Annotated in this window: 28 protein-coding genes; 13 read left to right on the top strand and 15 right to left on the bottom strand. The window is 56.2% G+C overall.

Annotation, left to right across the window (positions count from 1 at the left end; all coding sequences use genetic code 11):
• Positions 1-321: 321 nt before the first annotated feature.
• Both speB and HW561_RS07505 read right to left on the bottom strand, forming a co-directional pair.
• Positions 322-1,302, bottom strand: a complete 981-nt coding sequence (gene speB / locus HW561_RS07500; protein WP_176863247.1) for an agmatinase — start codon at positions 1,300-1,302, stop codon at positions 322-324.
• Positions 1,302-1,685 (bottom strand): arginase family protein, encoded by a 384-nt coding sequence (locus HW561_RS07505; RefSeq protein WP_328803261.1) that lies wholly within the window; start codon positions 1,683-1,685, stop codon positions 1,302-1,304. Before HW561_RS07505 ends, speB begins: the two co-directional genes overlap by 1 nt.
• A 785-nt stretch (positions 1,686-2,470) precedes the next feature.
• Between HW561_RS07505 and HW561_RS07510 the strand changes: the two genes are divergently transcribed.
• Entirely contained in the window at positions 2,471-3,733 is a 1,263-nt protein-coding gene (locus HW561_RS07510) for a DEAD/DEAH box helicase (RefSeq protein WP_176863249.1), read from the top strand.
• Between the two features lie 109 nt (positions 3,734-3,842).
• Here HW561_RS07510 and mltG read toward each other — a convergent pair whose 3' ends face one another.
• The 7 genes from mltG to fabD all read right to left on the bottom strand — a co-directional run bounded on the left by mltG (position 3,843) and on the right by fabD (position 10,175).
• Positions 3,843-5,003 carry an endolytic transglycosylase MltG gene (gene mltG, locus HW561_RS07515; RefSeq protein ID WP_176863251.1) on the bottom strand — a complete coding sequence of 387 codons (1,161 nt, stop codon included), beginning with the start codon at positions 5,001-5,003 and terminating at the stop codon, positions 3,843-3,845.
• Complete coding sequence (gene fabF, locus HW561_RS07520; protein ID WP_176863253.1) at positions 5,004-6,269, bottom strand: beta-ketoacyl-ACP synthase II; 1,266 nt, start codon at positions 6,267-6,269, stop codon at positions 5,004-5,006.
• 196 nt (positions 6,270-6,465) lie between these two features.
• A complete protein-coding gene (locus HW561_RS07525; RefSeq protein WP_176863255.1) occupies positions 6,466-7,209 on the bottom strand; it encodes a 1-(5-phosphoribosyl)-5-[(5-phosphoribosylamino)methylideneamino]imidazole-4-carboxamide isomerase in 744 nt (247 codons plus the stop codon).
• A gap of 123 nt (positions 7,210-7,332) precedes the next feature.
• A complete protein-coding gene (locus tag HW561_RS07530) occupies positions 7,333-7,872 on the bottom strand; it encodes a GNAT family N-acetyltransferase (RefSeq protein ID WP_176863256.1) in 540 nt (179 codons plus the stop codon).
• A gap of 139 nt (positions 7,873-8,011) precedes the next feature.
• Positions 8,012-8,245, bottom strand: coding sequence for an acyl carrier protein (locus HW561_RS07535; RefSeq protein WP_008756330.1), 234 nt, complete (start codon positions 8,243-8,245; stop codon positions 8,012-8,014).
• A gap of 211 nt (positions 8,246-8,456) precedes the next feature.
• On the bottom strand, positions 8,457-9,194 hold the full coding sequence (fabG, locus tag HW561_RS07540; protein ID WP_176863258.1) for a 3-oxoacyl-[acyl-carrier-protein] reductase: 738 nt from the start codon (positions 9,192-9,194) through the stop codon (positions 8,457-8,459).
• Between the two features lie 42 nt (positions 9,195-9,236).
• A complete protein-coding gene (gene fabD / locus HW561_RS07545) occupies positions 9,237-10,175 on the bottom strand; it encodes an ACP S-malonyltransferase (RefSeq protein WP_176863260.1) in 939 nt (312 codons plus the stop codon).
• Between the two features lie 175 nt (positions 10,176-10,350).
• On the opposite strand from fabD, the gene HW561_RS07550 reads away from it, so the two are divergent.
• The gene (locus HW561_RS07550; RefSeq protein WP_176863262.1) at positions 10,351-11,577 is read left to right on the top strand and encodes a cytochrome b/b6 domain-containing protein; all 1,227 of its coding nucleotides are present in this window, start codon (positions 10,351-10,353) and stop codon (positions 11,575-11,577) included.
• Positions 11,578-11,641: 64 nt separating this feature from the next.
• Here the strand turns inward: HW561_RS07550 and HW561_RS07555 are convergent, their stop codons facing one another.
• Positions 11,642-12,214, bottom strand: a complete 573-nt coding sequence (locus tag HW561_RS07555) for a YceI family protein (protein ID WP_176863264.1) — start codon at positions 12,212-12,214, stop codon at positions 11,642-11,644.
• A gap of 126 nt (positions 12,215-12,340) precedes the next feature.
• Entirely contained in the window at positions 12,341-12,859 is a 519-nt protein-coding gene (locus HW561_RS07560; RefSeq protein WP_176863266.1) for a hypothetical protein, read from the bottom strand.
• 284 nt (positions 12,860-13,143) lie between these two features.
• Here HW561_RS07560 and rpsF point away from each other — a divergent pair, with 284 nt between their 5' ends.
• The 6 genes from rpsF to HW561_RS07590 all read left to right on the top strand — a co-directional run bounded on the left by rpsF (position 13,144) and on the right by HW561_RS07590 (position 16,915).
• Positions 13,144-13,497, top strand: a complete 354-nt coding sequence (rpsF, locus tag HW561_RS07565) for a 30S ribosomal protein S6 (RefSeq protein ID WP_176863268.1) — start codon at positions 13,144-13,146, stop codon at positions 13,495-13,497.
• Between the two features lie 27 nt (positions 13,498-13,524).
• The gene (gene rpsR / locus HW561_RS07570) at positions 13,525-13,752 is read left to right on the top strand and encodes a 30S ribosomal protein S18 (RefSeq protein ID WP_005982441.1); all 228 of its coding nucleotides are present in this window, start codon (positions 13,525-13,527) and stop codon (positions 13,750-13,752) included.
• A 12-nt stretch (positions 13,753-13,764) separates the two neighbouring features.
• Complete coding sequence (gene rplI / locus HW561_RS07575) at positions 13,765-14,385, top strand: 50S ribosomal protein L9 (RefSeq protein ID WP_176863270.1); 621 nt, start codon at positions 13,765-13,767, stop codon at positions 14,383-14,385.
• Positions 14,386-14,540: 155 nt separating this feature from the next.
• A complete protein-coding gene (locus tag HW561_RS07580; RefSeq protein ID WP_176863272.1) occupies positions 14,541-15,026 on the top strand; it encodes a lytic transglycosylase domain-containing protein in 486 nt (161 codons plus the stop codon).
• A gap of 225 nt (positions 15,027-15,251) precedes the next feature.
• Positions 15,252-15,953: an autoinducer binding domain-containing protein gene (locus HW561_RS07585; RefSeq protein WP_176863274.1), complete on the top strand. Its 702-nt coding sequence runs from the start codon at positions 15,252-15,254 to the stop codon at positions 15,951-15,953.
• A 107-nt stretch (positions 15,954-16,060) separates the two neighbouring features.
• A complete protein-coding gene (locus HW561_RS07590; RefSeq protein ID WP_176863276.1) occupies positions 16,061-16,915 on the top strand; it encodes an acyl-homoserine-lactone synthase in 855 nt (284 codons plus the stop codon).
• A 93-nt stretch (positions 16,916-17,008) separates the two neighbouring features.
• On the opposite strand, the gene tig is transcribed toward HW561_RS07590, so the two are convergent.
• From tig to HW561_RS07605, 3 genes are all read right to left on the bottom strand, one after another.
• Positions 17,009-18,340, bottom strand: coding sequence for a trigger factor (gene tig, locus HW561_RS07595; RefSeq protein ID WP_176863278.1), 1,332 nt, complete (start codon positions 18,338-18,340; stop codon positions 17,009-17,011).
• Positions 18,341-18,527: 187 nt separating this feature from the next.
• Entirely contained in the window at positions 18,528-19,652 is a 1,125-nt protein-coding gene (locus HW561_RS07600) for a porin (protein WP_176863280.1), read from the bottom strand.
• A gap of 308 nt (positions 19,653-19,960) precedes the next feature.
• A complete protein-coding gene (locus HW561_RS07605) occupies positions 19,961-21,538 on the bottom strand; it encodes an NAD(P)H-hydrate dehydratase (RefSeq protein ID WP_176863282.1) in 1,578 nt (525 codons plus the stop codon).
• A 169-nt stretch (positions 21,539-21,707) separates the two neighbouring features.
• On the opposite strand from HW561_RS07605, the gene HW561_RS07610 reads away from it, so the two are divergent.
• The 5 genes from HW561_RS07610 to HW561_RS07630 all read left to right on the top strand — a co-directional run bounded on the left by HW561_RS07610 (position 21,708) and on the right by HW561_RS07630 (position 25,911).
• Entirely contained in the window at positions 21,708-22,046 is a 339-nt protein-coding gene (locus HW561_RS07610) for a P-II family nitrogen regulator (protein ID WP_050602105.1), read from the top strand.
• A gap of 32 nt (positions 22,047-22,078) precedes the next feature.
• A complete protein-coding gene (gene glnA, locus HW561_RS07615) occupies positions 22,079-23,485 on the top strand; it encodes a type I glutamate--ammonia ligase (RefSeq protein WP_176863284.1) in 1,407 nt (468 codons plus the stop codon).
• 155 nt (positions 23,486-23,640) lie between these two features.
• Positions 23,641-23,919: a hypothetical protein gene (locus HW561_RS07620; protein ID WP_176863287.1), complete on the top strand. Its 279-nt coding sequence runs from the start codon at positions 23,641-23,643 to the stop codon at positions 23,917-23,919.
• A 90-nt stretch (positions 23,920-24,009) separates the two neighbouring features.
• A complete protein-coding gene (locus tag HW561_RS07625) occupies positions 24,010-24,807 on the top strand; it encodes a lytic murein transglycosylase (protein ID WP_176863289.1) in 798 nt (265 codons plus the stop codon).
• Between the two features lie 198 nt (positions 24,808-25,005).
• On the top strand, positions 25,006-25,911 hold the full coding sequence (locus HW561_RS07630) for a hypothetical protein (RefSeq protein ID WP_328803262.1): 906 nt from the start codon (positions 25,006-25,008) through the stop codon (positions 25,909-25,911).
• 36 nt (positions 25,912-25,947) lie between these two features.
• Here the strand turns inward: HW561_RS07630 and HW561_RS07635 are convergent, their stop codons facing one another.
• Positions 25,948-26,691, bottom strand: coding sequence for a heme-dependent oxidative N-demethylase family protein (locus HW561_RS07635; protein WP_176863293.1), 744 nt, complete (start codon positions 26,689-26,691; stop codon positions 25,948-25,950).
• Positions 26,692-26,701: the final 10 nt, after the last annotated feature.

Here is a 26,701-nt window from a genome sequence, read left to right on the forward strand (position 1 = left end):
ATCCCGGGGCCGTTGCCCACTTCTTCTAGCATGACACAACCTATACGGGAATAAGTGCGCTGTGTCAAGATCGTGCGCAACAGGGGCGCAACGGGCAGCGCACGCAGGTGGTTAAGAATTTCCTAACGAACAAGAGGTTTTGAGAGGTGCCTGATTTCCCACCCATATGTTTAGGGAGCCGGATCAAACTCCTATCCGCCACCAGCAGAGAGCCTGAAGGCACCATCAAGCTCACTTCGGTCCCAGGGTCAGGATTCTAAAGACCGTTTTGCTTCGTAAAGGACCGTCTCCGTTCAAACTTAGCCGCCCAAAGCAGCAATCCTATGTTGATCGCGGAACAATTGCCTGGGACAACACGCACATCAGTTCGAACATCAACGAAATACCCAGCCACGCAGTTCCGCCTGTTGCATCAAAAGGTGGCGAGACCTCGACCAGATCTGCCCCAATCAGGTTCACACCGCTTAACTCTCGGATGACCTGCTGCGCCTGAAAACTGTTCGGTCCGCCAATCTCAGGCGTGCCTGTCCCCGGGGCAAAGGTGGGATCAACGAAATCAATGTCATAGGTGCAATAGGTCGGCTGGTCTCCGACGATCTCGCGTGCTTCGGCCATGACATTGGGAATTCCCCGCTCGAACAATTCTTCTACGCGGATGATCCGCACGCCCTGCTCGATACCCCAGTCGATATCCTCGGTGTTGTAAGCGGTGCCACGGATGCCGATCTGAACAAAGCGTTGAGGATCGATCAGCCCTTCCTCGATGGCACGACGGAACGGGGTGCCATGGGTGAACTTATAGCCACCAAAATAACTGTCGAACAGGTCTGTGTGGCTGTCAAACTGGATCAATCCCAGTGGCCCGTCACTGGCCAGCGCCCGCAGGATCGGCAGCGTCACCAGATGGTCTCCACCTCCGGTCATCGGCGTGACGCCATGCGCCTTCATGTCAGTGTAAAACCGGGTAACCCGGTCCAGACTGTCGTGGATGTCCACCGGGTTCGGCGGCACATCGCCAAGGTCGGCGCAGTTGACCATGGTGAAAGGGTTAACACCGGTGGCCGGGTTCATTGCCCGGATCATGGTCGAACAATCCCGCAATTGACGGGGTCCGTGTCGCGCGCCGGGGCGGTTTGTGGTGCCGCCGTCCCAGGGCACACCGACCAGCCCCATTTGCACCTCGTGGTATCGCGGATGGTCTGGGGTCAGGTTAGGCAGCCGCATGAAAGTCGGCACACCGGCGAACCGTGCCAACTCCATCGCTGAAACAGGTTGAAAGAAATCCTTGCTGCTGTCGCCCATTATGCATTCTCCGCTTTCACGTTTTCCGCCACTATCGGGACCATTTCGAACATGATGACCGAGGCCGTCAACGCCGTGATCTGATCGGGGCTGTCTGTGGCCGGCATCATACAGACGATGTCGCCGCCAACTAGGATCGGGCATGCACCTGCAGCATCGATATCGGAATGGAGCTTTGTGATCTGTTCTATGCAGCCCTTGTTGTCAGTGGCACGTGGAAAGGGAACATTGTCAACATCCGCGATCTTTGCCGCTTGCCACGGGTCTAGCTGAAATCCCCCATGAACCCGCCCTGCAACCAAAGACGCATTTCGCAGCGCGCGCGACCCAGGATGCTGGTCCCGTTCTGTGATGCCGGTGGAATGAGGTACACCGACAAGCACGATGCCCTGCCTGCCCCTCCGGTTCTTCGTTCGGTCAGCCCAACAGAGTCGGAATGCCCCATCAATACAGGGTGCCATCTCAGATTTAAGGTGTTCGTCAGCCATGCTAAATATCTGTTTCAGCCAAGATATATTCACCCCGGCTGTGATCGGGACACACCGGGACAGTTAAGGGGGCGTCCCACGGTCTGCCAACCTTGCTGCGGTACATGCCCTGAGCGATCCGGTCGATGACCGTACCTCAGAACAGAACCGTGAGCCCATCCACCATCCGTCAGCTAAAGGGCCTGCAACGCCCAAGACGATGTCTCAAGCCGACTGACCCTGCACCCGACGTTAAGGATATATTTTGTACAAATTGTACAAATGACCTTTTCGACCGCGTACAAATCGTACAACTGCGGAAAATGGCCTAATAGCACCCGATCTTTCCCCACTCGTCACCCCACACCACCCGATGACGATCCTATGCCGTTTCCAACTCGGTACGTTGGCTGTTTGACCTCGCATCCAGACCAGACCTTGACAAACCGCCCCATAACCTTCATCTGCCCCATAACACAGCGCTGACGCGTGAGCATCGGCTGGCTACATCAGTGGCCCCACAGCGCCCAAACCATTTCCAGTTCCCCTTCACGCAGGGTTCTTAACGCGACGACCGGATGCCGCAGGAACCGCCTGCATGTCCAGAGGTCTCGCACAACCCTGCCGGTCGCGCGCCCTGCGTGACCCGTCACACTTGTCCGTTGGCTTTGAATAAACTGCGGATTACAAAGGAATATTACGTGTTCGACTTTGACATGCTTGGCCTTGCGCCAGCTCTGAACGATGCGCTGAAACGCGCCAAATTCTCGCAACCGACCCCGATCCAAAATCAAGCCATTCCGCTTGCGCTGAAAGGTCATGACATTTTGGGTCTCGCCCAAACCGGCACCGGCAAAACACTGGCTTTTGGCCTGCCGCTGATTGATCACCTTCTGGCCCAACCCGGCAAGCCTGACCCTAAAACGGCCAAGGCATTGATACTTGCCCCCACCCGCGAACTGGTTAACCAGATCGCCGACAGCCTGCGCAATCTGACAGGCGACACAAGACTGCGCGTTGCAACAGTTGTGGGCGGCCAGTCGATCAACAGACAGATCTCGGTTCTGTCTCGTGGTACCGACATTCTTGTGGCCACCCCAGGACGTCTGATGGACCTGATGGATCGTCGGGCCGTTGATCTCAGCTCGGTACGCCACCTGGTGCTGGACGAAGCTGACCAGATGCTTGATCTGGGTTTCATCCACGCCCTGCGCAAAATCGCACCTCAGCTGGGGACACCGCGCCAGACGATGCTGTTTTCGGCCACGATGCCAAAACAGATGGAAGAGCTCAGCCGCGCTTACCTGACCAACCCACAACGCGTTCAGGTCTCGCCTCCGGGCAAAGCAGCAGACAAGATCACCCAATCCATCCACTTCGTCAGCAAGCCCGGGAAACCGCACAAGCTGCGTGAGATTCTGTCGGCGGATAAAGATGCACTGACCTTGGTCTTTTCGCGCACCAAACATGGCGCCGAAAAACTCATGAAGGGTCTTGTTGCGGACGGATATAACGCAGCATCGATTCACGGCAACAAAAGCCAAGGGCAGCGCGACCGCGCAATCAAAGCGTTCCGGTCAGGAGAAATCAATGTCCTCGTCGCCACAGATGTGGCCGCGCGCGGCATCGACATTCCCGGCGTTGCCTACGTGATCAACTACGACTTGCCCGAGGTACCTGACAACTACGTCCACCGCATCGGCCGCACCGCGCGCGCCGGACGCGAAGGTCAGGCCATCGCGTTCTGCTCGGCAGAAGAGGTTGATCTGCTGCGCCAAATCCAAAAGCTGATGAAAATCAATATCCCCGTGGCCAGCGGTACGCAGCCCGAAGCCGTCGAGCCTAAAAAACCGACGCGGAACCAGAACAACCGCCGCCGCAGCTTCAAGCCGCAAGCGGCCAATGGTGGATCCAAGCCTGCTGCATCAAAAGGCCGCCGTCCACGGCGCAAGCCAGCGGCATAGCTGGCGCTTCGGCACCTCAATCTCCGCAGTTTAGAAATGACCCGCTAACGCCAGTTACTCTCTGGCGTTAGCAATCTGGACCGGTCCAACGTACACGCGAGAGATTGCCTCAGTTTCCGGAACTATTTTGCTCGGCTTCGATTTCGCGCCATTTGGCAACGTTGCGATTATGCTCCTGCAACGTCTCGGCAAAGGCATGGCCACCGGTACCATTCGCAACAAAGAACACATAGTTGGTGTCGTCCGGCGCAACGGCCGCTTCAAGGCTCGCCTGCCCGGGATTAGCGATCGGCGTCGGAGGCAAACCATCAATCACATAAGTGTTCCAAGGTGTTGCACGGCGCAGCTCGCTCCGTCGCAAACCACGGCCCAACGTCCCCTGTCCTTTGGTCACTCCGTAGATTACGGTCGGGTCCGTCTGCAGCTTCATACCTTGGTTCAACCGGTTCACAAAAACACTGGCAACTTGCGCACGTTCCCCAAGAACACCCGTTTCCTTTTCGATGATCGAGGCCAGGATCAGCATTTCTTCGGGGCTGTTCAGCGGCAATCCGTCCTGCCGGTTTTCCCATGCCGCATTGATCCGCAGCTGCTGTTTGTCCTGCATCGCTTGCAACACGGCATTTCGGTCCTGCCCTGATGTGATGTCGTAACTGTCAGGTGCCAGCATTCCTTCAGCCGGAATCTCTGTGATCTCGCCGGTCAGCGCATCAAACGCCTTCAAAGCCTCGACCACTTGCCAGGAGGTAACACCTTCAGCCAGAGAAACACGGTACCGGGTGTCCGCCTCTTCACGCTTTTCCGTATAGGCTGCGGGACTCTCTTCTTCAGAGACGTCAAAGGACGCAATATCAACAAATTCCAGTGTCGCCGGGTTCAATTCGCGTACACGGGTTTGGGTGCGGGCTACGCCAATGCGATATTCGATTTCGGACCCGCAAGTGCTGGCGCCGCTGCTGGTGATCTCGTCGATGATCTGCTGCATTGACGCGCCTTCGCGTACCAGAAAGCTGCCCGCTTTCAGTCGCTGCGCCCGATCAGTGTAGTCTGCCGCCATCCGAAAGACCGTGGCGTTGCTGATCGCGCCCTGATCCTCCAACTCGCGGCTGACCCGCGTCATGTTTGAACCGCTTTCAACCTGCAGGCAGATGGCGGTTTCCAGTGGGCCTTCGGCCTTGTATTGCGACTGACCCCACAGGATCAGCCCCCCCATCAGGAACAGGCCGACCACTAAAATGGTCAGCGCGTTTGATGCAACGGCCCGCCACATTTAGCTAACCTTTCCAAAGATCACGCTGGCATTGGTGCCACCAAACCCGAACGAGTTCGACAGGGCCACGTTGATCTCACGCTCTCGCTTTGCATTGGGCGCCAGATCAATAGGTGTCTCCACCGCCGGGTTGTCCAAATTGATGGTCGGCGGCGCGACCTGATCGCGGATCGCAAGGATCGAGAAGATCGCCTCGATCGCACCGGCCGCGCCCAACAGGTGACCAGTGGCCGACTTGGTCGAACTCATGGTGGCCGAGCTGGCGTGATCACCCAACAGCCGCTCTACCGCACCCAATTCGATCGTATCCGCCATGGTCGAGGTGCCATGCGCGTTGATATAGTCCAAGTCTGTTGGCTCCAGCCCAGCGCTGCGCAATGCGGCTTGCATCGAACGTTGTGCCCCATCGCCATCCTCGGACGGTGCCGTGATGTGATAGGCGTCGCCTGACATACCATAGCCCAGAACTTCGGCGTAAATCTTGGCACCGCGCGCTTTGGCGTGCTCATAATCTTCCAGAACAACAATGCCCGAGCCTTCGCCCATAACAAACCCATCGCGGTCGATGTCATATGGACGGCTGGCCGATTTGGGATCATCGGCATATTTGGTCGACAGCGCTTTGCACGCATTGAAACCCGCGATACCAATCTCACAGATGCAGCCCTCGCCGCCGCCCGCGATCATCACATCCGCGTCGCCTGCCCGGATGATGCGGCTGGCGTCACCAATGGCGTGCGCCCCGGTGGAACAAGCGGTTACGACCGAGTGGTTCGGCCCCTTGAACCCATGACGGATCGAAACTTGGCCCGAAGCCAAATTGATCAGCGCGCCCGGAATAAAGAACGGCGACACCCGTCGCGGACCTTTGTCACGGATAAGGTTTGCCGTGTTCGCAATCGAGCCCAGACCGCCGATGCCCGAACCGATCAGGACGCCTGTACGCAGGCGCGATTCCTCGTCTTCGGGCAGCCAGTCGGCATCCTTGCAAGCCATCTCGGCCGCAGCGATGGAATAGAGGATGAAATCCTCGATCTTGCGTTGCTCTTTCGGTGGCATCCAGTCGTCGGGGTTGAACGTACCGTTTGTTCCATCCCCGCGCGGCACCTCGCACGCATAGGTCGTGGTGACCCCACTTGCCTCCGCATCAAACAGGGTGATCGGACCAGCGCCAGACTCCCCATCCAAAAGACGCGACCAGGTTTCCTCGACCCCGCTGGCCAAAGGAGTGACCAATCCCAGACCAGTTACAACGACTCTGCGCATGAATTGCCTCTTGCCTGCTTCCTGTTATGAGAACCGCTCATACCCCGGCCCGGGGTCTGGGGGCAAGAGCAACGGCAGTTTCCATACCGGTATCATTTCGCCGATCCCGGGAATTCAAGGCGTGACGTCTGTTTGGAAATTTGCCGATGAAAGAAACCCGCCCCTTCGCACAGTTCGGAAGGGGCGGAGTTTATTATTACTGAAACTGTGCCACGGGCTCGTGTGCGGCCGTCGCAACTTCCAGTGCTTCATTCAGGTCCAGCATCTTGCGGAACAGTGACCGCCCAACCAAAGCGCCTGCAATGTTCGGGATATAAGCCAACCTTGAAATGTCATCCGCTGTTCGCACCACACCGCTGGCAATCACAGGTGTACGTGAATGCTGCGCAAGCCCCGAGATCAGGCCCAACTGCGCCTCAACGTCTTCCATGTCACTATTGATATCGGTGACTAGAATAGCCGCCAAGGGCGCGTCAGCAAAAGCGTCGATGAATGCTTCAGGCGTAAAGGCGCTTTGGTTGCGCCAGCCTTCAGTCATGACGAAACCCTGCCACACATCGACCGCCAGCACGATCTGGTCAGGATAGAGCTTGGCCAGCTCCTTGACCAAATTCGGATCCCAAGCGGCCAGCGTGCCAATCACGACCCGCCCGGCACCCTTATCAATCCAATGTTCCACCTTTTCGCGGGTGCGCATACCACCGGCCAACTGGACCGGCATTTCTGCTGTCCGGATGATCTCTTCGACCAGCTCGGTATTGGTATCCCGGCCTTCGATCGCGTCGAAATCCGTCAAATGCATCCACTCAGCCCCGGCGGCAGCCCAGCTTCGCGCCGTTTCAGTCGGGTTCACATGCCAGATCATCGCCTCGTCCAGACGGCCTTTGTCCAGTGTCACACACCGACCGTTCTGCAGTTCCATTGTAGGGTAAATCCTCATGAGCTTGCTCCTCCGCCCAATCTCTCCGAAATTCCAGAGTAACATACACGTTCAAGAGGCAACTGATTCTACCGGGATCGGCACAGTCTGGTCATTTTGCGGCATGACCGTATAGCGGCGGATTTACGCCCGCGCTGGCGGCCCATTGCGCTTTAGCAAGTGTACAGGAGTCCCGTTGTACTCTCCCTCACGCATCAAGAGGTAGCCAAGCTTTTTCGCCAGCTTTTGCGAAGAGTTATTGGCCGCATCAACCATTGCCACCAGCGGTCCGGGAATGACGCGATCAAACCAGTCATGAGCGGCTTGTGCAGCCTCAAAACCCATTCCCTGACCTTGCGCTTCGGGCGCCAGTATCCATCCGGCCTCGGGAAAGCCGTCAAAATCCTCGCCCATCGAGCGGTTGCTGTAAAAGAAACCAGCCTGGCCGATCAACTTGCGATTCGACTGCTGCAGGACGGCCCATTGCCCGAACCCAACCATGTGCCAGTGCCCGGCATTGCGCAGAAAGGAATCCCATGCCTCCCCCCGCGAGCGTGGAGTCCCGCCAATATGGCGCACGACACAAGGGTCACGCCAAATCTCGGCGAACCGATCAAAGTCTTCCGGCCGCATCGCACATAACGTCAGACGGGCCGTGTTTATCATTGGGGTGGATCTTATCATGCCCTGCCCGCTTCGAATTATGCCTCAGAGGAAACAGTGCGAAGCCAACAAGTATCGCGCAAGCATGAATTTCGAGCAAACACAAAAAAACGGCGCCTCCGTTGCCCGGAAGCGCCGCTTTTGATCAGTTTAGAAACGCTTACGACGCTTCACTGATGAATTTGACGGCGTCGCCAAAGGTCTGGATGGTCTCGGCTGCGTCATCGGGGATTTCGATGCCGAACTCTTCTTCGAAGGCCATAACCAGCTCAACAGTGTCCAGGCTGTCTGCGCCCAGATCGTCGATGAAAGACGCGTTTTCCGCTACTTTGTCTTCTTCAACACCCAGGTGCTCAACAACGATCTTTTTAACGCGATCTGCGACGTCGCTCATGTCTATTCCTCATTCCTAGTTCAGGGCGGTTCGCCCGGTTCTGCCCTTGCCCGCTCGGGATGGCTTTGGTTTGCCCGTTCCGGGCGGTTTGTGTCCCGGGTTACCGGGAAAGTAGAAGGCCGACCTGAACGACCGGCCTCTGCATGGATGCGCCGCCTATAGCACAGACAACGCGAGAGGCAAACGCTTTCGCGCTCGCCCCGATCCGCGCTCACAACATGGCCATACCGCCATTCACATGCAAGGTGCTTCCGGTAACATAAGCTGCTTCGGGGCTGGCTAGGTACAGAACGGCTGCGGCAATCTCAGTAGGTTCGCCCATACGGCCGGCAGGAACCTGCTGCAACAAACCGGCCTTTTGATCGTCGGTCAGCTTTTCGGTCATCGCTGTGGTAATGAATCCCGGTGCCACAGCGTTGACGGTGATACCGCGCGTGGCAACTTCATGTGCCAACGCTTTGGAAAAGCCCACCATTCCTGCCTTGGAGGCCGCATAGTTCGCCTGGCCCGGATTACCGATCGCGCCCACAACGGACGAGATGTTTACGATCCGACCCCAACGCGATTTCATCATCCCACGGATCACGCCTCTGCACAGTTTCATTGTGGCAGTCATGTTAATGTCAATCACACTTTGCCACTCATCGTCTGACATCCGCATGAACAAATTATCCCGCGTGATCCCGGCGTTGTTTACCAGAACATCGACCGATCCCATGGCTTCGATTGCTTGTTTCGGCAAGGCTGTAACGGCCTCGGGGTCACTCAGATTACAGGGCAACACATGCGCGCGTTCACCCAGTTCATCCGCAAGCGCCTGCAGCGGTTCAACCCGCGTGCCAGACAACCCGACCGTCGCACCGGCGCCATGCAGCGCGCGCGCGATGTCGCCTCCAATCCCGCCTGACGCGCCGGTGACCAGCGCGTTCTTACCTGTCAAATCAAACATTCGGTTTCCCTCTTGGTTCGTCTGTTGTGACGAGTTTTGAGTTTACGATTCGGCCCCGATGGCCTTTTGTACATCCTCAGGCGTGCCAATGGCTTTGCCTGAAACAGAGCGGTCGATCTTGCGGATCATGCCCGATAGCGCCTTCCCGGCGCCGATTTCCCATGCCTCGGTCACTCCCTGCGCTGCCATGTACTGCACGCTTTCACGCCAGCGGACCGATCCTGTGACCTGCTCGACCAACAATTGCCGGATCAGATCCGGATCACTGATTGCCTCGGCGCGCACATTTGCCACCAGCGGTACAGCAGGCGCCTTGATATCGACCGTGGTCAAAGCTTCGGCCATAACGTCAGCGGCAGGCTGCATCAGGGCGCAGTGAAACGGCGCGCTGACCGGCAGCATTACAGCGCGCTTGGCGCCTTTTTCCTTGGCAATATCTGCGGCACGTTCAACCGCAGCCTTTGCACCAGACACAACCACCTGCGTGGGATCGTTATCATTTGCGGCCTGACAGACCTCGCCCTGCGCGGCCTCTTCGGCAACAGCACGTACCGCGTCAAGATCCAGACCCAAAATAGCCGCCATGGCGCCCTCTCCTACCGGAACGGCACTTTGCATCGCCTGGCCGCGCGTCCGCAGCAGACGGGCCGTATCAGCCACTGACAAAGCGCCAGCTGCGGCCAGGGCCGAGTATTCGCCCAGTGAATGACCCGCCACGAACGCGGCTCTAGTCACCGAAACACCTTCGGCCTCCAACGCGCGCAACGCTGCCATCGACGTCGCCATCAACGCTGGCTGTGCGTTTTGCGTCAGCGTCAGCTCGGCAATATCGCCTTCCCAGATCAGGCTGCTCAGCTTTTCGCCCAGCGCCTCGTCCACTTCGTGAAAAATGGCCTGTGCGGCGGGATATGCCTCGGCCAGAGCTTTGCCCATTCCGATGGTCTGGGCGCCCTGCCCCGGGAAAACGAACGCGAGTGTCATTGCAACCTCTTGGATGACGTCAGGTTGCGGCGGGGTGTAAACCGACAAGCCACGCGGCACAAGCGCTGCGTTCGCTCTGTATTCGGACACCTTAGCTGTGCATTTCCTCGGACTTGTGTCTTATGTTCGCGGCATTAGTTTGGTCTCAGCCAACAAGTCCCGGAGCCTTCGATCAATGCCATCAACCAATACCTTCGCCAGCTATGGCAGTGTGACCAAAGCCTTTCACTGGCTGACAGCGTTGCTGATCTTAACAGCCCTGCCTTTGGGCTGGATCGCCAGCGATCTGGCTCACGCCATTTATGATCCGACGATTCCCACAACCGAAGATGACATTGCGTGGGCAGCCCGGCTGTTCTCGGTCCACAAGACTGTCGGCGTCACTATATTCTTTGTCGCCCTTGCCCGCATTCTTTGGGCGGTGACACAAACCAAACCGGGCCTTCTGAACGCGGAAAACAAACCCGAAGCCTTCGCCGCCGAAACCGTGCATTGGATGCTTTATGCTTCTTTGGTATTGGTACCGCTGACCGGTTGGCTCCATCACGCCGCTGCTGAAGGGTTTGCGCCGATCCTGTGGCCCTTTGGCCAAAACCTGCCCTTTATACCCAAGTCGGCATACTTGGCAGAGTTAACCGCCAGCCTGCATTGGTTGTTTATCTGGGTTTTGGTGGGTTCTTTGACGCTGCACATTTTAGGCGCTTTGAAACACCATGTGGTGGACAAGGACAGCACCCTTCGTCGCATGCTGCCCGGCTCATCAGAGGCCCCCGAACCGCCCGCTCAGCATCATTCAATGGTTCCCGCCTTTGCCGCATTGGCTGCTTGGGCGGCGGTCCTTGCTGGCGGTTGGGGTCTTGGCGTTTTCTCGGATCACTCTGCCGCAAGCACGGACACCGCCGAACTGGCCGAAGTGCAATCTGACTGGCAAGTGCAAGATGGCACGCTGTCGATAACCATAACGCAATTAGGCAGTCCCGTTACCGGCGCCTTCGCTGATTGGACCGCGGCAATCACCTTTGACGACCCCACCGCACACGGACCTGCGGGGTCTGTCGATGTTACCATCGCGATCGGATCGCTCAGCCTTGGCACAGTGACAGATCAGGCCATGGGTGCTGATTTCTTTGACAGCGGTCAGTTCCCAACAGCCAGTTTTTCAGCTGACCTGTTCAAAACCGACACAGGTTATGAAGCGCGCGGTCCCTTGACCATCCGTGACAAAACCCTCGACGCGGTTCTGCCGTTTACACTTGAAATCCAAGATGGCACGGCGACGATGGCTGGGGCTCTGGAACTCGACCGGTTGGATTTCGGTGTCGGCGCATCAATGCCCGCCGAAGATTCACTCGCCTTTGCTGTGACGGTTGCAGTCGAACTGACAGCAACCCGAGGCGAATAAACCCCGCATAAAGAAACCGCCGACGCGCAAGGCACCGGCGGTTTCCTTTTCTGCTAAGCAAGAGTTACTCGGCCTTTTCAGCCTCAACCGAAATCTGAATCTGCACTTCGTCGCTAACGAACGGTGCGAACTGACCCAGTTCGAACTCGCTGCGCGTCACAGTCGTTGTTGCGTTGAACCCGGCCCAGGGTTTGTTGGCCATCGGATGCTGATCGACTTTGTTCAACTTGGCATCCAGTACAACCGATTTGGTCACGCCATTCATGGTCAGGTCACCGGTGATATTGGCGGTGTCATCGCCCGTTACCTCGATCCCGGTCGAGGTGAAGGTGATCAGATCACCCTCTGCCGCGCCAAAGAAGTCTTCGGTCATGAAGTGATCTTCGCGTGGTTTCCAGCCGGTGAACATCTCCAGAACTGGCATTGACACGGCCACGCTCGAAGCCGCCGGATCTTCCTGGTCGAACATGATCTCGCCCTCAAAGCCCGAGAACATGCCGGTGGTGGTTGAGAATCCAAGGTGGTTGTAGGTGAAAACCACCTGGCTGTGACTGGGGTCCAGAGTGTATTTCTCAGCGCTGGCGAATGCCGTGGTCGCCGATACGGCCAGGGCTGCAGCAAGAAGGGTGGATTTCATGACAATCTCCGCGTTTTTTATGAATGCAATCCAACTGGGTTGCTCAAAAAGAAAATGTGCCGCCTAACGGCGGCACACAACCCTTTTTGATTCACAATCTCTGTTTCTTTTTGAACAGAACAAAAATCAGGCGAAAATTGTTACGCTTTGGCTCAGTTGTCCCTTCAACGCTCGGCTGACATCCGCCGATTCCAACGGCAGTTTCATCAGCAGGCTGCCATCCACGTCGAAAAGCTGCACCTCTTCGTCCTCAAAATGCGCGCCACCCAATGAATCATAGCTGCGACGCAACACGGTTTGAGGGCGCCCATTTTCGTTCTTTTGCAACACCCGAACCTCGCGGCGGATTGGGTCAAAATAGGCGTCCGGACGCGGATCCAATACTTCCACGGTCAGCAAGCTTACTCCGACGATCAGGAACAGCATCGATGCCGCCATTTTGATCGGCCAGACATCGGCACCAATGACCGATCCCGGCATCAGCCACATGGAAAACGCCGACACGATCAGAAACGCGCCAATGACCCGCGACAGAATCATCCGGGCTTTCCAATTTGGGGCGAACGCAATCATGACCGGCACAGAATGTTCAAAGCGCGTGCCGGGCGCTTGGTCTTGGAAGGTGTTCGTGTTTATCGCGGTCATAACATTTTACCCTGTATAAGGTTACCGTCGCAGGTTTGTTCAAGCCGGTTAGTTTCCGGTATGCGAAACAACTTTGAGCCGAAAAGCGTCAGGAATTGGGCGGCTCGAAGGAAATTGGGCGGCGTCTCAAAGGCATATGTGGCAGGGCTTGCCCCGGGTGAATAAACGTGTATACGAGGCCTTCCTTCGCAATATGTATGAATCGCGCAGCCTCTCGTGGCAGGGTCGCGAAGGATCGGATGGCCCCGTCTTTGAAATGCGCCTTGATAGAAACAGGAGTGCACATGCCACTGTATGAGCATGTAATGATCGCGCGTCAGGATTTGTCCAACACGCAAGCAGAAAGCCTTGTCGAACATTTCGGCACCGTTCTGGCTGACAATGGCGGCAACGTCGTCGACAGCGAGTACTGGGGTGTCAAGACGATGGCCTACAAGATCAACAAGAACCGCAAGGGTCACTATTCCTTCCTGAAGACCGACGCTACCGCTGGCGCCATTCAGGAAATGGAGCGCCTGATGCGCCTGCATGACGATGTTATGCGCGTTCTGACCATCAAGGTCGACGAGCACAACGAGGGCCCTTCGGTCCAGATGCAGAAGCGCGACGAGCGCGAAGGCCGCCGCGAGCGCCGTTGATCAACGCCTGACGAAAGGACTTAAACCATGGCCGCAAAACCATTTTTCCGCCGCCGCAAGGTCTGCCCGTTCTCGGGCGACAACGCGCCGAAGATCGATTACAAAGACACCCGTCTGCTGCAACGCTACATCTCTGAGCGCGGCAAAATCGTTCCTTCGCGCATCACCGCCGTTTCGGCAAAAAAGCAGCGTGAACTGGCCCGTGCTATCAAGCGCGCCCGCTTCCTCGCCCTGCTGCCCTACGCCGTGAAGTAAGGAGACACTGACATGCAAGTTATCCTTCTGGAACGCGTTGCGAAATTGGGTCAGATGGGCGACGTCGTTGACGTCAAGTCTGGCTACGCCCGCAACTTCCTGCTGCCCCAAGGCAAAGCGCTGAGCGCTTCGGACGCCAACGTCGCGTCATTCGAAGCTCAGAAAGCGCAGCTTGAGGCCCGCAACCTGGAAACCAAAAAAGAAGCTGAAGCGCTGGCTGAAAAGCTGGACGGACAGCAGTTCATCGTGATTCGCTCGGCATCGGATGCTGGCGCTCTGTACGGTTCGGTCACTCCACGTGACGCCGCAGACGCCGCCACTGAGGCTGGTTTCACCGTTGATAAGAAACAGGTCATCCTGATCGCACCGATCAAGGATCTGGGCCTGCATTCGGTCGCGGTGAAACTGCACCCCGAAGTCGAAGTCCAGATCAAGATGAACGTTGCCCGTTCGGAAGAAGAAGCCGAACTGCAAGCATCTGGCAAGTCGATTCAGGAACTGGCCGCCGAAGAAGAGGCAGCCGCCGAATTCGAGATCGCCGAACTGTTCGACGACATCGGCTCGGCCGCATCGGATGACGACGACCTGGCCGCCGAAGCAGCCCCGGCTGAAGAAGACGAAGCCAAGGCCTGAGCTGGCTGAAGTCTACGAATTAAAGGGTCGCGCGTATTGCGCGGCTCTTTTTCTTTGCGCACCCCACACGAGCAAAATTCGGCCAAATTTCGACCGTAAGCTTGCGGTTCGACTTGCGCCCATTATCATCGCCGCTCGCAGTTTGGAGATTCAATATGGCAAATATTCCGCGTCGCAGCCTTATCGCGTTATTGCTTTTGGCGCCTCTCGCCGCCTGTAGCGGATCAGAGGTGTCCCGAGGGGACGCGCAGCCATTCGATCCCCCTCTTTACCCAAACGAAACGCCTGAACTGCGTGCGTCGATCAACAAATGGGCTGACCACTACGAACTGCCACGCGAACTGATCCATAAACTGGCAATCCGCGAGAGCACACACCGACCTTGGGCTGTAAACAGCCCATATTATGGCCTGTTGCAAATCCTGCCCGCCACGGCGCGTTCCATGGGATATTCCGGCAATGCAAAGGGGTTACTGGATGCGGACACGAACCTTGAGTTTGCCGGAAAGTACCTGCGCGGCGCCTGGCTTCTATCGGATGGGGATCAACAACGGGCGATCTTCTTGTACGCCAAAGGGTTCTATCCCGAGGCCAAAGCACGTGGGATGTTGGTGGAAACAGGTCTTAAATCTGCGCCTTAGCTTTTTTCTGGTCTCAGTTAGCAGTCATGGCAGAATAGTGACAAATATGCTCTAACTTCCAGACGCAACGAGGCGAAATGCGCAGACATTTCCTGCATCGTCTTGTCATATTTTCAAAAATATGATGTTCTGCCTGACGTGAGGTAAAATGGGTTCCACTCTGGTTAACAGCAGGCTCGACGACACCATCGAGCTGCAAGATGGGCCGCAGTTGGTAGGCGCCACATGGAAATTGTCGATCTGAGCACACTGCCGGATTCAGAAACTCGTTATACCGAGTTCCTGAGGCAAATCTGTGAGAAACACGACATGGACCATGCGGCTTATGCCGGCATGAACCCTGCGGCAGGCACAGTAGCCGGCTTTGTGACTTATGACGACGCGTGGACTGAGCATTACCAGAACCAGGGTCTGATCATGGTTGACCCGACTATTCACATGGCCCGTCGCAGCATCGCGCCCGTGGATTGGAGCCGGTTGGAACGCAGCCCCGATTTTCAGCGTGTCTTCAGGGATGCAAGCGATTTTGGCCTTCCTAATCAAGGGGTTACAATACCGGTTCGCGGCCCGTACGGGGACATCGGCCTCCTCAGCGCGACCCGTAAATGCAGCAAAGATGAGTGGCGCAAACTATTCACGCATGTCATCAGCGATCTTCAGTCCATGGCCGTGCATATTCATGACAACGTGGTCTCGTCCGACGAACTGACAAATGTGCTGTATCACCCAACCCTATCCACTCGCGAAGCCGAGATTTTGCAATGGGTGGCAGCAGGGAAATCACAGCAGGATATCGGTGATATTCTTTCCATTTCGCACCGCACAGTCGAAGTTCATTTGCGCTCCAGCCGTGAAAAACTCAGTGCCTTGACGACGCCGCAAGCCGTAGGCCGCGCGATAGCAATTGGCCTGATTACCCCAAGCTAATCACAAAAAGCACTAAATTCCGTCAAAATACGGGAATCCCCCAATAGAAAATCCCCCTCAAAACGGTAACGTCTAGTTTACCGACTAACCACTCGAAGGGGGAAATTATGATCATCGTGGTAGATGGCCTGAACAGACACCTGTTCAGTGAAGTTCTTGACGACATGTTTGAGCTGAGAGCGCGCGTATTTGGCGGTCGGCTTGGGTGGGACGTCAATATTCAGGATGGCAAAGAGATCGATGAATTCGATCATCTGGACCCGGCATATGTGATCGGACTCGACGACGGGGGGAATGTCGTCGCAGCCGTGCGTGCCCTACAGACCACTGGACCTCACATGTTGGCCGACGTGTTTTCAGCCATTCTGGACGGAGAGGCCCCTATTCGCAGTGCCACCATGTGGGAATCAACCCGCTTCTGCGTCGACACCCAACGCCTGAATCGTGGTAAGGACAAAAACTCAGTGTCCTATGCGACGTGTGAACTGATGATCGGTTCGCTTGAATATGCGAAAAACTCCGGCATTCAGGATATCATCACCGTTATTGATCCCATCATGGATCGGGTTCTCAAACGGTCCAACTGCGCACCTTACGACTATGTCGGCAAAACAGCTCCGATGGGTAAAGTCTCTGCCCTGGCCGCTTTGCTGGATTGCACAGAGGAACGTATTTCCGGAATTCGGGAATTCGCCGGTATCCATCAGGATGTTTTCCTCGAAGAGGAAGAAGCACTGGAGCTGTTCAAAGCCAAGAAATCAGCCGAAATCAACCCTGCAAATCGTGATCACAAACCGCTGACCGAGCTCGAGAAGTACTTCGTCGAGCAGATGAGCGCAGCACGAAACGAAGCGGAAAGACAAGATGTTCTGAAGCTGATTGAGGCGCTGACTGACACCTTCACGACAGAGCAAAAGACCGCTCTGCTACAGACCCCCCGTGCTTTTGCTCATGAGGCCTGACCCCCTCACCTCATAGCACAAAGCCACCCATGCGGAGCTGCCGATTTTCCGGCGGCTCCGCTTTTTTCTGTGCCCCCATAGGGGGGAAGAGGATTATTCCTCTTCCAGAGCCTCAACGGCCTTTTGCAGATCGTCTTTGCTGACTTCCTTGTCCGAGACTTGGGCCAGCTCAAAGACATAGTCGACGACCTTATCTTCAAAGATCGGCGCGCGCAGCTGTTGTTGCATCTGGGCGTTCTGCTGAACGAACTCAAAGAACTGACGTTCCTGACCAGGGTACTGACGCGCCTGGGTCATGATCGCTTGGGTCATCTCGGCATCAGTGACTTCAACCTCGGCCTTTTGGCCCAGCTCAGCCAGCAGCAGGCCCAGACGGACGCGGCGCTCGGCCAAGCTGTTATGCTCGTCGGTGGGCTCGATCGGATCGTGATCGTGGCCTTCAACCTCGGGGTTCTCTTCGTGCCACAGTTGATGCGCGATCTGCTTGGCTTCGGCTTCGACCAGCGACGGCGGCAGATCGAACGACACTTTGGCATCCAGCGCGTCCAGCAGACCACGCTTCATCACAGCCCGTGCAGCGCCAGTGTATTCGGCCTCAAGGCGCTCAGCGATTTGACCTTTCAGTGCGGCCAGATCTTCGGCGCCAAACTTGGTGGCCAGCTCGTCATTGACCTCGGCTGCGACCGGCTCTTTTACCTCTTTGATGGTGCAGCTAAATACGGCGTCCTTACCGGCCAGATGCTCGGCCTGATACTCCTCAGGGAAGGAGACGTTAACGTCTTTTTCTTCCTCGGCTTTCACGCCAACCAGCTGCTCTTCGAAACCGGGGATGAAGCTGTTGGACCCCAGAACCAGCGGATAGTCTTCGGCAGCACCACCTTCGAACTCTTCGCCGTCAACCTTGCCGACAAAGTCGAACACGATCTGGTCGCCATCCTTGGCTTTCGAGCCTTTGCGACGGGCTTTGAAATCCTGCGCGGTTTCGGCCAGGTTGTTCAGCGCTTCTTCGACGGCGGCATCGTCCGCTTTGACAATCAGCTTCTCCAGCTCAACCGATTTCAGATCGACTTCGGGGATCGCGGGCAGCGCCTCATAGGCCATCTCGACCTCGACATCGTCGCCTTCTTTCCAGTCCTCGTTGGTCATCTTGACCTCGGGCTGCAGTGCAGGACGCTCACCGCTGTCTTCGAAATGCTTGTTCATGGCACCGTCGATGGTTTCCTGCATCGCTTCGCCCAGCAGACGCTCACCAAACTGCTTTTTCAGCAGCGCCATCGGCACCTTGCCTTTGCGGAAACCTTTCATTTCGACTTCGGGCTGTGCTTCGGTCAGCTTCTCGTTGACCTTCTCGTCCAGCTCGGCAGCGGATACGACAATGTTGTAGCCGCGTTTCAGACCTTCGTTCAGCGTCTCGGTAACCTGCATTCTGGTAGTCCCCATAGGATTCGGGGCGCGCAAAACGGGCGCGCCGGGCAAATTTGACGCCTTCTATTTGCCCAGCCGCCCACGTGCAAGGGGCAATGGCCAGATCAGCCTTAATTTGCCGCCCTTTCAGACAAAAAAACGCCCCGGCCAAAGCCGGAGCGTTGGTCAGTCGAAAAAGGACTGGCGATCAGAATTTCCAGCGCGCGCCCAGCACCCAAGCTTCGTTATTTTCGAATGAGGTGCCATCGTCAAAATCGTGGTTGCGATACTTCAGATAGGCATCGGTGTTGATTGCCTCGATCTTCTGTACCACTGCGATGCCCCAAGCCTTTGTGCTGGATCCGTCGGTGTCGAAATCAGAACCATCGAAATAGTCGATACCGATACCTGTTTTGCCCCATGAGACCCAATCACCTTCATAGGCAATTTTGCCGTACCAGTAATTCGGGTCCGAAGCCCCCGCAGAGTCATCATCGCGCGTACCAACTGCAGCCGTGAAACTGAACCCGCTGGGCAACAGAACCGAGGCCGACCCGATCGTATCCTTGCGGTTATCGGAACTGCCGTCCCTGTCACGCACCGCATAAGCCAGCCCCGCAGCGAATTCGATACCACCGGCAAAGGTATTCGCGTAAGAAAGCCCGATATCATAATAGTCATCGTCATCACTGCTGGACAGAATGTTCTGACCATATGCGATGCCCGCCGAGAACCCATTGACGGTGGGCGTGTCATAGCGAACGCGGCCACGACGTGAGCCATCAAAGTTGCTGCTGGAGTCGCCAACAGTGATATCGCTCAGCAGATCGTCGGTGCCCCGATAGAAAAAGCCCGAGTTTTCATCATTCGTGAACGAGTAAAGCGCGGTGCCGACATAAGACAAGTCCACCTCGGCGGCGCCATCGGATACCATACTGCCCTGACCGGCCGAGAACTTACCCCAGCCGCCTTTCAAGGCGAAATCAACGTGACGAATGTCTTCACGGTTCCAACCATCGGCATTTGTTCCAAACTGGTTAGCCGATGCTGATCCAGGCAATCCCAGCCCGGTTTCAAAACGGAAGGTGAACTCGTTGTTACCAAAAGGTTGCAACAGGCGCAGACCGACGCGGCTGTTGGACAGGTCGTTGTCCAGCACGCGGGTTTCGCTTTCCTGCCCATCATCGACCGAGATCAGGGCCGGGTTCAACTGTCCGTACAGCAACACATAGCCGCCGCTATTGTTTTCATATTTCAGCTCTGCGGCGGCGGGGACCGCGGTGGTTGCTGCCAAAACTGCAGCAACCGAAGAGCGTTTTAGATTAAAGATCATTTCACTCACCATGAAGGATTCCGGTTTCAGGTATTGCCCAAATGCTCCTAGAACGCTGCGGTTCCAATAACGGTCAGCTCATACCTTTCAAGCATTGCATTTCCGCCACAGATGGCATCAGGGCGAAAGTTTTCTTTTATATATTTATCAATAGATTAAGTTCACATTCACAGAGCAAGAGAGCACTCTCCAAATAAATTCTGCCGTGCAGTCATGCATCTGGCAAATACTTGCTGTGCATTAATGCACGACCTGACAGCGGATTCCCGCCGAAGCCACCACAGTTAGGCCATTCCTCGCGCACAAAATCAAATATTCAGCTGTTTAAAAACATCTGGCAGTTGCTCAGGCAAATCTTCGGCGATCAGACCCGGTCCAAAACTCCTCGCGCACTCCACATGTAACCACGCAGCCGTTTCTGCCGCCTGCATCGGCGCAAACCCACGCGCCAACAGTCCAGTAATGAACCCGGCAAGCACATCTCCTGATCCCGCAGTGGCCAGCCAGGGTGCAGCCCGTTCATAGTGAGCCGAGTTGATCGAGCATCGCCCATCAGGCGCAGCGATCACAGTGTCAGGCCCCTTGAACAATACAGTGCACCCTGCCCGCTTGGCGGCTTCTCGGGTCGCATCGACTTTGGAGTAGGCCGGGCCCTTGATTGGGACGGCTGCCAGTTTCTCGGCAATGTCCGGAAACAGCCGCATGAATTCACCGCCATGTGGGGTCAGAACACAATTCTCGTGCAAAAGGTCGAACAGTGCAGCCGGATCATTGGCGAAGGCCGAGAGCGCATCAGCATCCAGAACCGTCTTTCGCCCGACCGCAAGCGCCACAGGCACAAGGTCGTAAGCGCGCTGCGCCCCCAATCCGGGGCCAAGGCACAGAGCATTCAATCGCTCATCCTTCAGAACTTCGGTCAATGCGCTGGCATCTTCAACCCGCTGTAACATGATGGCCGTGACATGGCTTGCCACCTCCATCTGCGCCGCGGGGGGCACGCCCAAAGTCACCAACCCCGCTCCGATCCTCAGAGCCCCGCGTGCGGCCAACCGCGCCGCGCCGGTTTTTCCAGACCCTCCTGAAAGGACAAGCGCGTGGCCGTGAGAATATTTATGCGTCGGCTTATTCGTTCGAAGGTCGGACGCGTATTTTCCGGCCGCATGCCAGCGGAAATTCCCGGTCTCATACTGAATAGAATAGTCCCGCCGAAAAGATGGTACAAAGTCAGATATTCCGATTTCCTTGACCCTCAACGTTCCTGCCTGATCCGCCAAAAGGCCAAGTTCGTGGCCAAGCCTCTTCCGTTCGAACGTTACAATTAGCTCAACGCCCTCGGGACCATCGTAGAACGATGTTTCCTCGTCTAGGAACTTCCCACTATCGGAACAGAATCCAGAGGGAACATCGATGGCCACATCAATTCCAACCTTGAACATCTCAAGGCAAAACGCCTTTGCGTCACCAGATAGCGGGCGTGACAACTCTGTTCCGAATACGGCGTCAACAACGATGTCAAATTTACCCTGCCGCAATTCATCAACTACCGGATTACTTCCTTCAATCGCTCCAATCTTGCGCCATCGCTCACAGTTCGCCCTAGCGTCCGGCGGCAGCTTGTCCGGGTCGCCGTACAGATATACCTGCACCTCCCAGCCCCATTCCTTCAGCAGCCGCGCGACCACAAACCCGTCGCCACCATTGTTCCCCGGCCCGCACAGCACCACGGCCCGACCCGAGGTCTTCGACAACTCTGGCCATTCTTCGAAAATCGCCTCGACCACGCCCTGCCCGGCGCGCTCCATCAGTTCCAGACCGGTCACCTGACCAGACTCGATTGCTGCCTGCTCAATCGCCCGCATCTGTGCTGCTGTCAGCAATTCCGTCATCCCAAACCCTCACGCGATTCAGTTTTGATTACTTTTTGTGCAACCTGACTAAAATTTCACCCACCGTCCAAAATCAACCTATCCATGACAAGCCAATTTCGCATTCACATTGCCGCCTGATCTTAGACGTGATCATTGCGATCCTGACAACCATACGAGGTGAGCCAGGATGAAAAAGATCGAAGCGATCATCAAACCGTTCAAACTGGACGAAGTGAAAGAGGCATTGCAGGACGTCGGCGTCCAGGGCCTCAGCGTGATCGAAGTCAAAGGCTTTGGCCGTCAGAAAGGTCATACCGAACTGTATCGCGGTGCGGAATATGTTGTGGACTTTCTGCCCAAGGTAAAGGTCGAGGTCGTGTTGGACGACGATCAGGTCGATGCCGCCATCGAGGCCATCGTGTCTGCCGCCAAAACCGACAAGATTGGCGACGGCAAGATCTTTGTCTCACCCGTTGAACAAGCTATCCGCATCCGCACCGGCGAGACCGGTTCGGACGCTCTGTAACCCGAATATACTCTAGCAGAGGACATGAGAGAATGAGCAAGGACGCAGTTCTTCAGCTGATCAAGGACGAAGGCGCCGAATACGTCGACGTTCGTTTCACCGACCCGCGCGGCAAGTTGCAGCACGTGACCCTGATCGCCGATCAGGTTGACGAGGATTTTCTGGAAGAGGGCTTCATGTTTGACGGCTCGTCCATCGCGGGTTGGAAGTCGATCGAAGCCTCCGACATGAAGCTGATGGTCGACACCGACAGCGCCTATGTCGATCCCTTCTACGCCGAGAAAACCATCTGCGTGCATTGCTCGGTCGTAGAGCCTGACACGGGCGAAGCCTATAATCGCGACCCGCGCGGTACCGCGCAGAAAGCCGAAGCTTACCTGAAAGCGACCGGTATCGGCGATGTGGCCTATATGGGTCCCGAAGCCGAGTTTTTCCTGTTCGACGATGTCCGTTTCTCCAACAGCATCAACAAAGTATCCTACGAAGTTGATGCAACTGACGCGTCCTGGAACACTGACACCGAGTACGAGATGGGCAACATGGGCCATCGCCCCGGCGTCAAGGGTGGTTATTTCCCGGTGAACCCGATTGACGAAGCGCAGGACCTGCGCTCGGAAATGCTGTCGACCATGAAGCGTCTGGGCATGAAGGTCGACAAGCACCACCACGAGGTTGCGTCCTGCCAGCACGAACTTGGTCTGATCTTTGACAGCCTGACCAAACAGGCGGACGAGCTGCAAAAGTACAAATACATCATCCACAACGTGGCGCATGCCTATGGAAAATCGGCCACCTTCATGCCGAAACCCATCGCAGGCGACAACGGCACCGGCATGCATGTGAACATGTCGATCTGGAAAGATGGAAAGCCGCTGTTCGCAGGCGACAAATATGCCGACCTGTCGGATGAGGCCCTGTGGTTCATCGGCGGCATCCTCAAGCACGCCAAAACCCTGAACGCCTTCACCAACCCGGCGACCAACAGCTACAAGCGTCTGATCCCGGGCTTTGAGGCCCCCGTTCTGCGCGCCTATTCGGCCCGTAACCGTTCGGGTTGCGTCCGTATTCCGTGGACCGAAAGCCCAAAAGCCAAGCGCGTCGAGGCCCGCTTCCCCGATCCGGCAGCAAACCCCTATCTGTGTTTTGCCGCTCTGCTGATGGCCGGTCTGGACGGCATCAAGAACAAGATCGATCCAGGCGAAGCCATGGACAAAAACCTGTACGATCTGCCCGCCGAAGAACTGGCTGATATCCCGACCGTCTGCGGCTCGCTGCGTGAGGCGCTGGAAGCTCTGGCATCAGATCACGACTTCCTGCTGCAGGGCGACGTGTTCACCAAAGACCAGATCGACGGCTACATCGCGCTGAAGATGGAAGAGGTTGAAACCTACGAACACACACCGCACCCGGTTGAATACGGCATGTATTACAGCTGCTGATCCGACAGTTCGAGTTGAGATCTAAGAAAGAGCGTCCTCGTGACGCTCTTTCTTCATTTTGAACGCCCGCTAGAAAACGCCTTGACTGAATTGGTGGATCGTCAGAGCCTTCCTGTATTCATTTGATTGCAATTTCATGACCGTAGGAGACAGCGATGCGCCTGATGTTGAAGTTCACAATCCCGGTTGAAAAGGGAAACCAGGCCGAACGGGATGGAACCCTGGGTAAGGCGATTGCAGCGCTGATCAAGGATGTAAACGCCCAAGCATCTTACTTTGCGTTGGAAGACGGCAAGCGCATGGGCATTGTGATTTTTGAAGAAGACGATCAGGCGCGTATGCCGGTCATCAATGAGCCGCTGTTTGCCGCGCTGGATGCCGCGATCGAAATTCAACCGGTTTTAACCGCCGAAGACTTGCAACGCGGCCTATAGGTCCGGCCCATTCGGCACGGCAAGTCGATCTGCTATAACGATGTGACTTTCCTCTGGAAACGATAAAACAAAAGGGAAGATGTTTTGCGAATGCGTCCCCTCACACTCCTGCCGTTGATACTGGCAACCTTGCCGTTCTCTGCACTCAATGCCGCCCCCTGCGGAAATACAAGCAGCGGTTTTGAAGCCTGGAAATCGGATTTCGCGAAACAAGCGCGCCGTGCAGGCGTAAAGAAGAAAGGGTTGCAAGCGCTTGCCCAGACCCAATACGCAAACCGGACTATTGCTGCGGATCGCAATCAAAAAAGCTTCAAATACTCGTTGGATAAATTCATGCGGGTCCGGGGTGCCGACACCATCGTGGCCCAGGGACGCAAACGGAAAGCTGCCAACCCGCAATACTATGCCACACTGGAACGGCAATACGGCGTGCCGGCCGGCGTTCTGATTGCAATTCACGGCATGGAAACCGGGTTTGGAAATTTCATGGGGGACAGTCAGGTTGTTTCCGCAATCACAACATTGGCCTATGATTGTCGCCGGTCTGAGTTCTTCGTACCCCATGCCATTGGGGCGCTGAAACTTGTCGATCAGGGCAGTATCACCATGGCGACAAAAGGGGCAAAACATGGCGAACTGGGCCATACACAATTTCTGCCCGGCAATGCCTTGACCTATGGAGTCGACGCCACCGGTGACCGTCGTGTGGATTTCTACAATCAGACTGACGCGCTGGCCTCGACCGCAAATTTTCTTCGTAAGAAAGGGTGGAAGCCCGGTCGCGGATATCAACAGGGACAACCAAACTTCGCAGTCATTCAGCAGTGGAACGCAGCTTCGGTTTACCAGCAGTCCATTGCAATCATGGCGGCGCGAATCGATGGGTAGGCAGGCGCATTGTCGACCACCCCAAAACTCAATTTAGCCACATTGTCGCCACACTGGTCACTGGATAGCCTTAGTTTCTTGGTTTCCAAAGCGTAATCAATCGTGGGAATTTTTCTTTTTTTTGCATTTTCGTCAAATTCTCCCCCAGATCACTTGTTAGCCTTAACCCTCAGACAAGATGTGACAAGGATCAGGGCAGTGGCTCGGAATCACAGTTATCATGGCGGCTTGCAATTCGAGGGCAACACCGAAGGCGCGATAGAGCGGTTCGGAACAATCGTCGCGGCAACGCTGGAAGATTACGGTCATCTGGTTGAACGCAAAGCACTGCTGAGCAAAACCGAAGCCAGTATCGTGTCCAGCCAGTATCTGGTGCGCCTGACACTGGACACCGATTCTGCCGAGGCTGGCGACCGCTATGAACGCATGGATCGTGCGGCAGGCTTGAAGACAATCGTCAGACCGTATGTAACCCGCCCCCGAAACAGGCTGGCTATTTCTGTCTCGCCGGTGTCTCCCCTTTTGGACGACAGTGAGATTTCTGAACTCATGTTGGTGGTCGCCCTGTATCGCATGGTCGATATCTGCTCGACTCGACGCGTCGAATGGCTTTCTCCGAACACCGTTCTGACCGTCGAGCAATTCATGAGTGCCTTTGACACTTTGGCGCATAACCGACCCCGAGACAGAAAACAGATCTTTCAATCGGTGACTGGACAGTTTGCTGGTTTGGATATCTCCGAACCGGATGATCAGGTGACTGACCCAAAGAAACCTGCGGCCCGACCTATCCAGCTGTCAGATGAGCAGCTACTGAGCATCTCATTTCGGACCGAGGACGATGAGCCAACCCCCGCCAGGCCTGCCCCACAGGACACCGACGACCCTGAACGGCCCAGCGATGTTCTGCGGCTAAGCAGTTGGTGCATGACCGGCGTCATCGCCAGCGTGTCAGCTCCGATTGCTCTGTCGATGGCCGCCGTCAACCTGATCCGGGGCGAAGATTTCAGACTGAACACGCAAGTTCTGGTCTTTACGATAGCCATCGTCGCATTGAACACCAGCGGCGCTTTTGCGGACGTTGCCAGCGCGCTGGCCAAGTAACCGAATTACCAACGACCCTCCTTGGAGGCCCCGTCGTCAGGCGGGGTTTTCCATTTCTGGCAAGCGGTTTGCGGCCAGAACATAGGTATGGATCGAGAACACAACCGCGCGTGTTTCTGGCAAGCGCAGCAACGTCTGACGCTCGCTGCGCAGGTACGGAGCGTCACCTCGATCACGGATCTTACGCGGATCAAGGGCACTGCGGGGTTGAAACAACTCGGGGTCCTCATACCATAGCGCGTTGAACCGCCAGAGGGGACGGCCCGATTGAATTCCATCGAACAAACGCTGCACCCGGCGAGCGATGTTTTCGCTATAACTTTCGACAGGTACGTGAATATCCACAAGCGGACGCATGTATTTCTCGGACAGGCGCCAACTGGCGGGAAAGCACAAAACGGCGCCGGTCAGGACATGCTCGTCGCCATGCTTTTGCAATATACAAAAATCTTCCTGCACCAATCGGCATAGCGTCTCAAGTGGTCGCGCCCTGTCAATGACTACAGACACACCATCTGGACGGGCTACATGATCCGTGGAACCGGGATAGGTTTGAGCCAAGACCAGATCCAGCAGCTCTTGCGCGGCGAGTTCGGCGTCGGGATGCAGCGCCAGAACATCATCGCGGCGTTCGGCCAGCAAGGTTTCGCGACGCTGCATTTGGGCTGAAAATGCATCATCCATGTGCAGCCACGTTTCCATCTGGGTCGGTAGAATACCCGGCAGGGAGTGCGCGCGACGAGGGTCATACGGAATTTTGTCTTGCAAAATGACGGCCATACGTCCGAAT

This window comes from Ruegeria haliotis (genome assembly GCF_013377785.1).
GTDB lineage: Bacteria > Pseudomonadota > Alphaproteobacteria > Rhodobacterales > Rhodobacteraceae > Ruegeria > Ruegeria haliotis.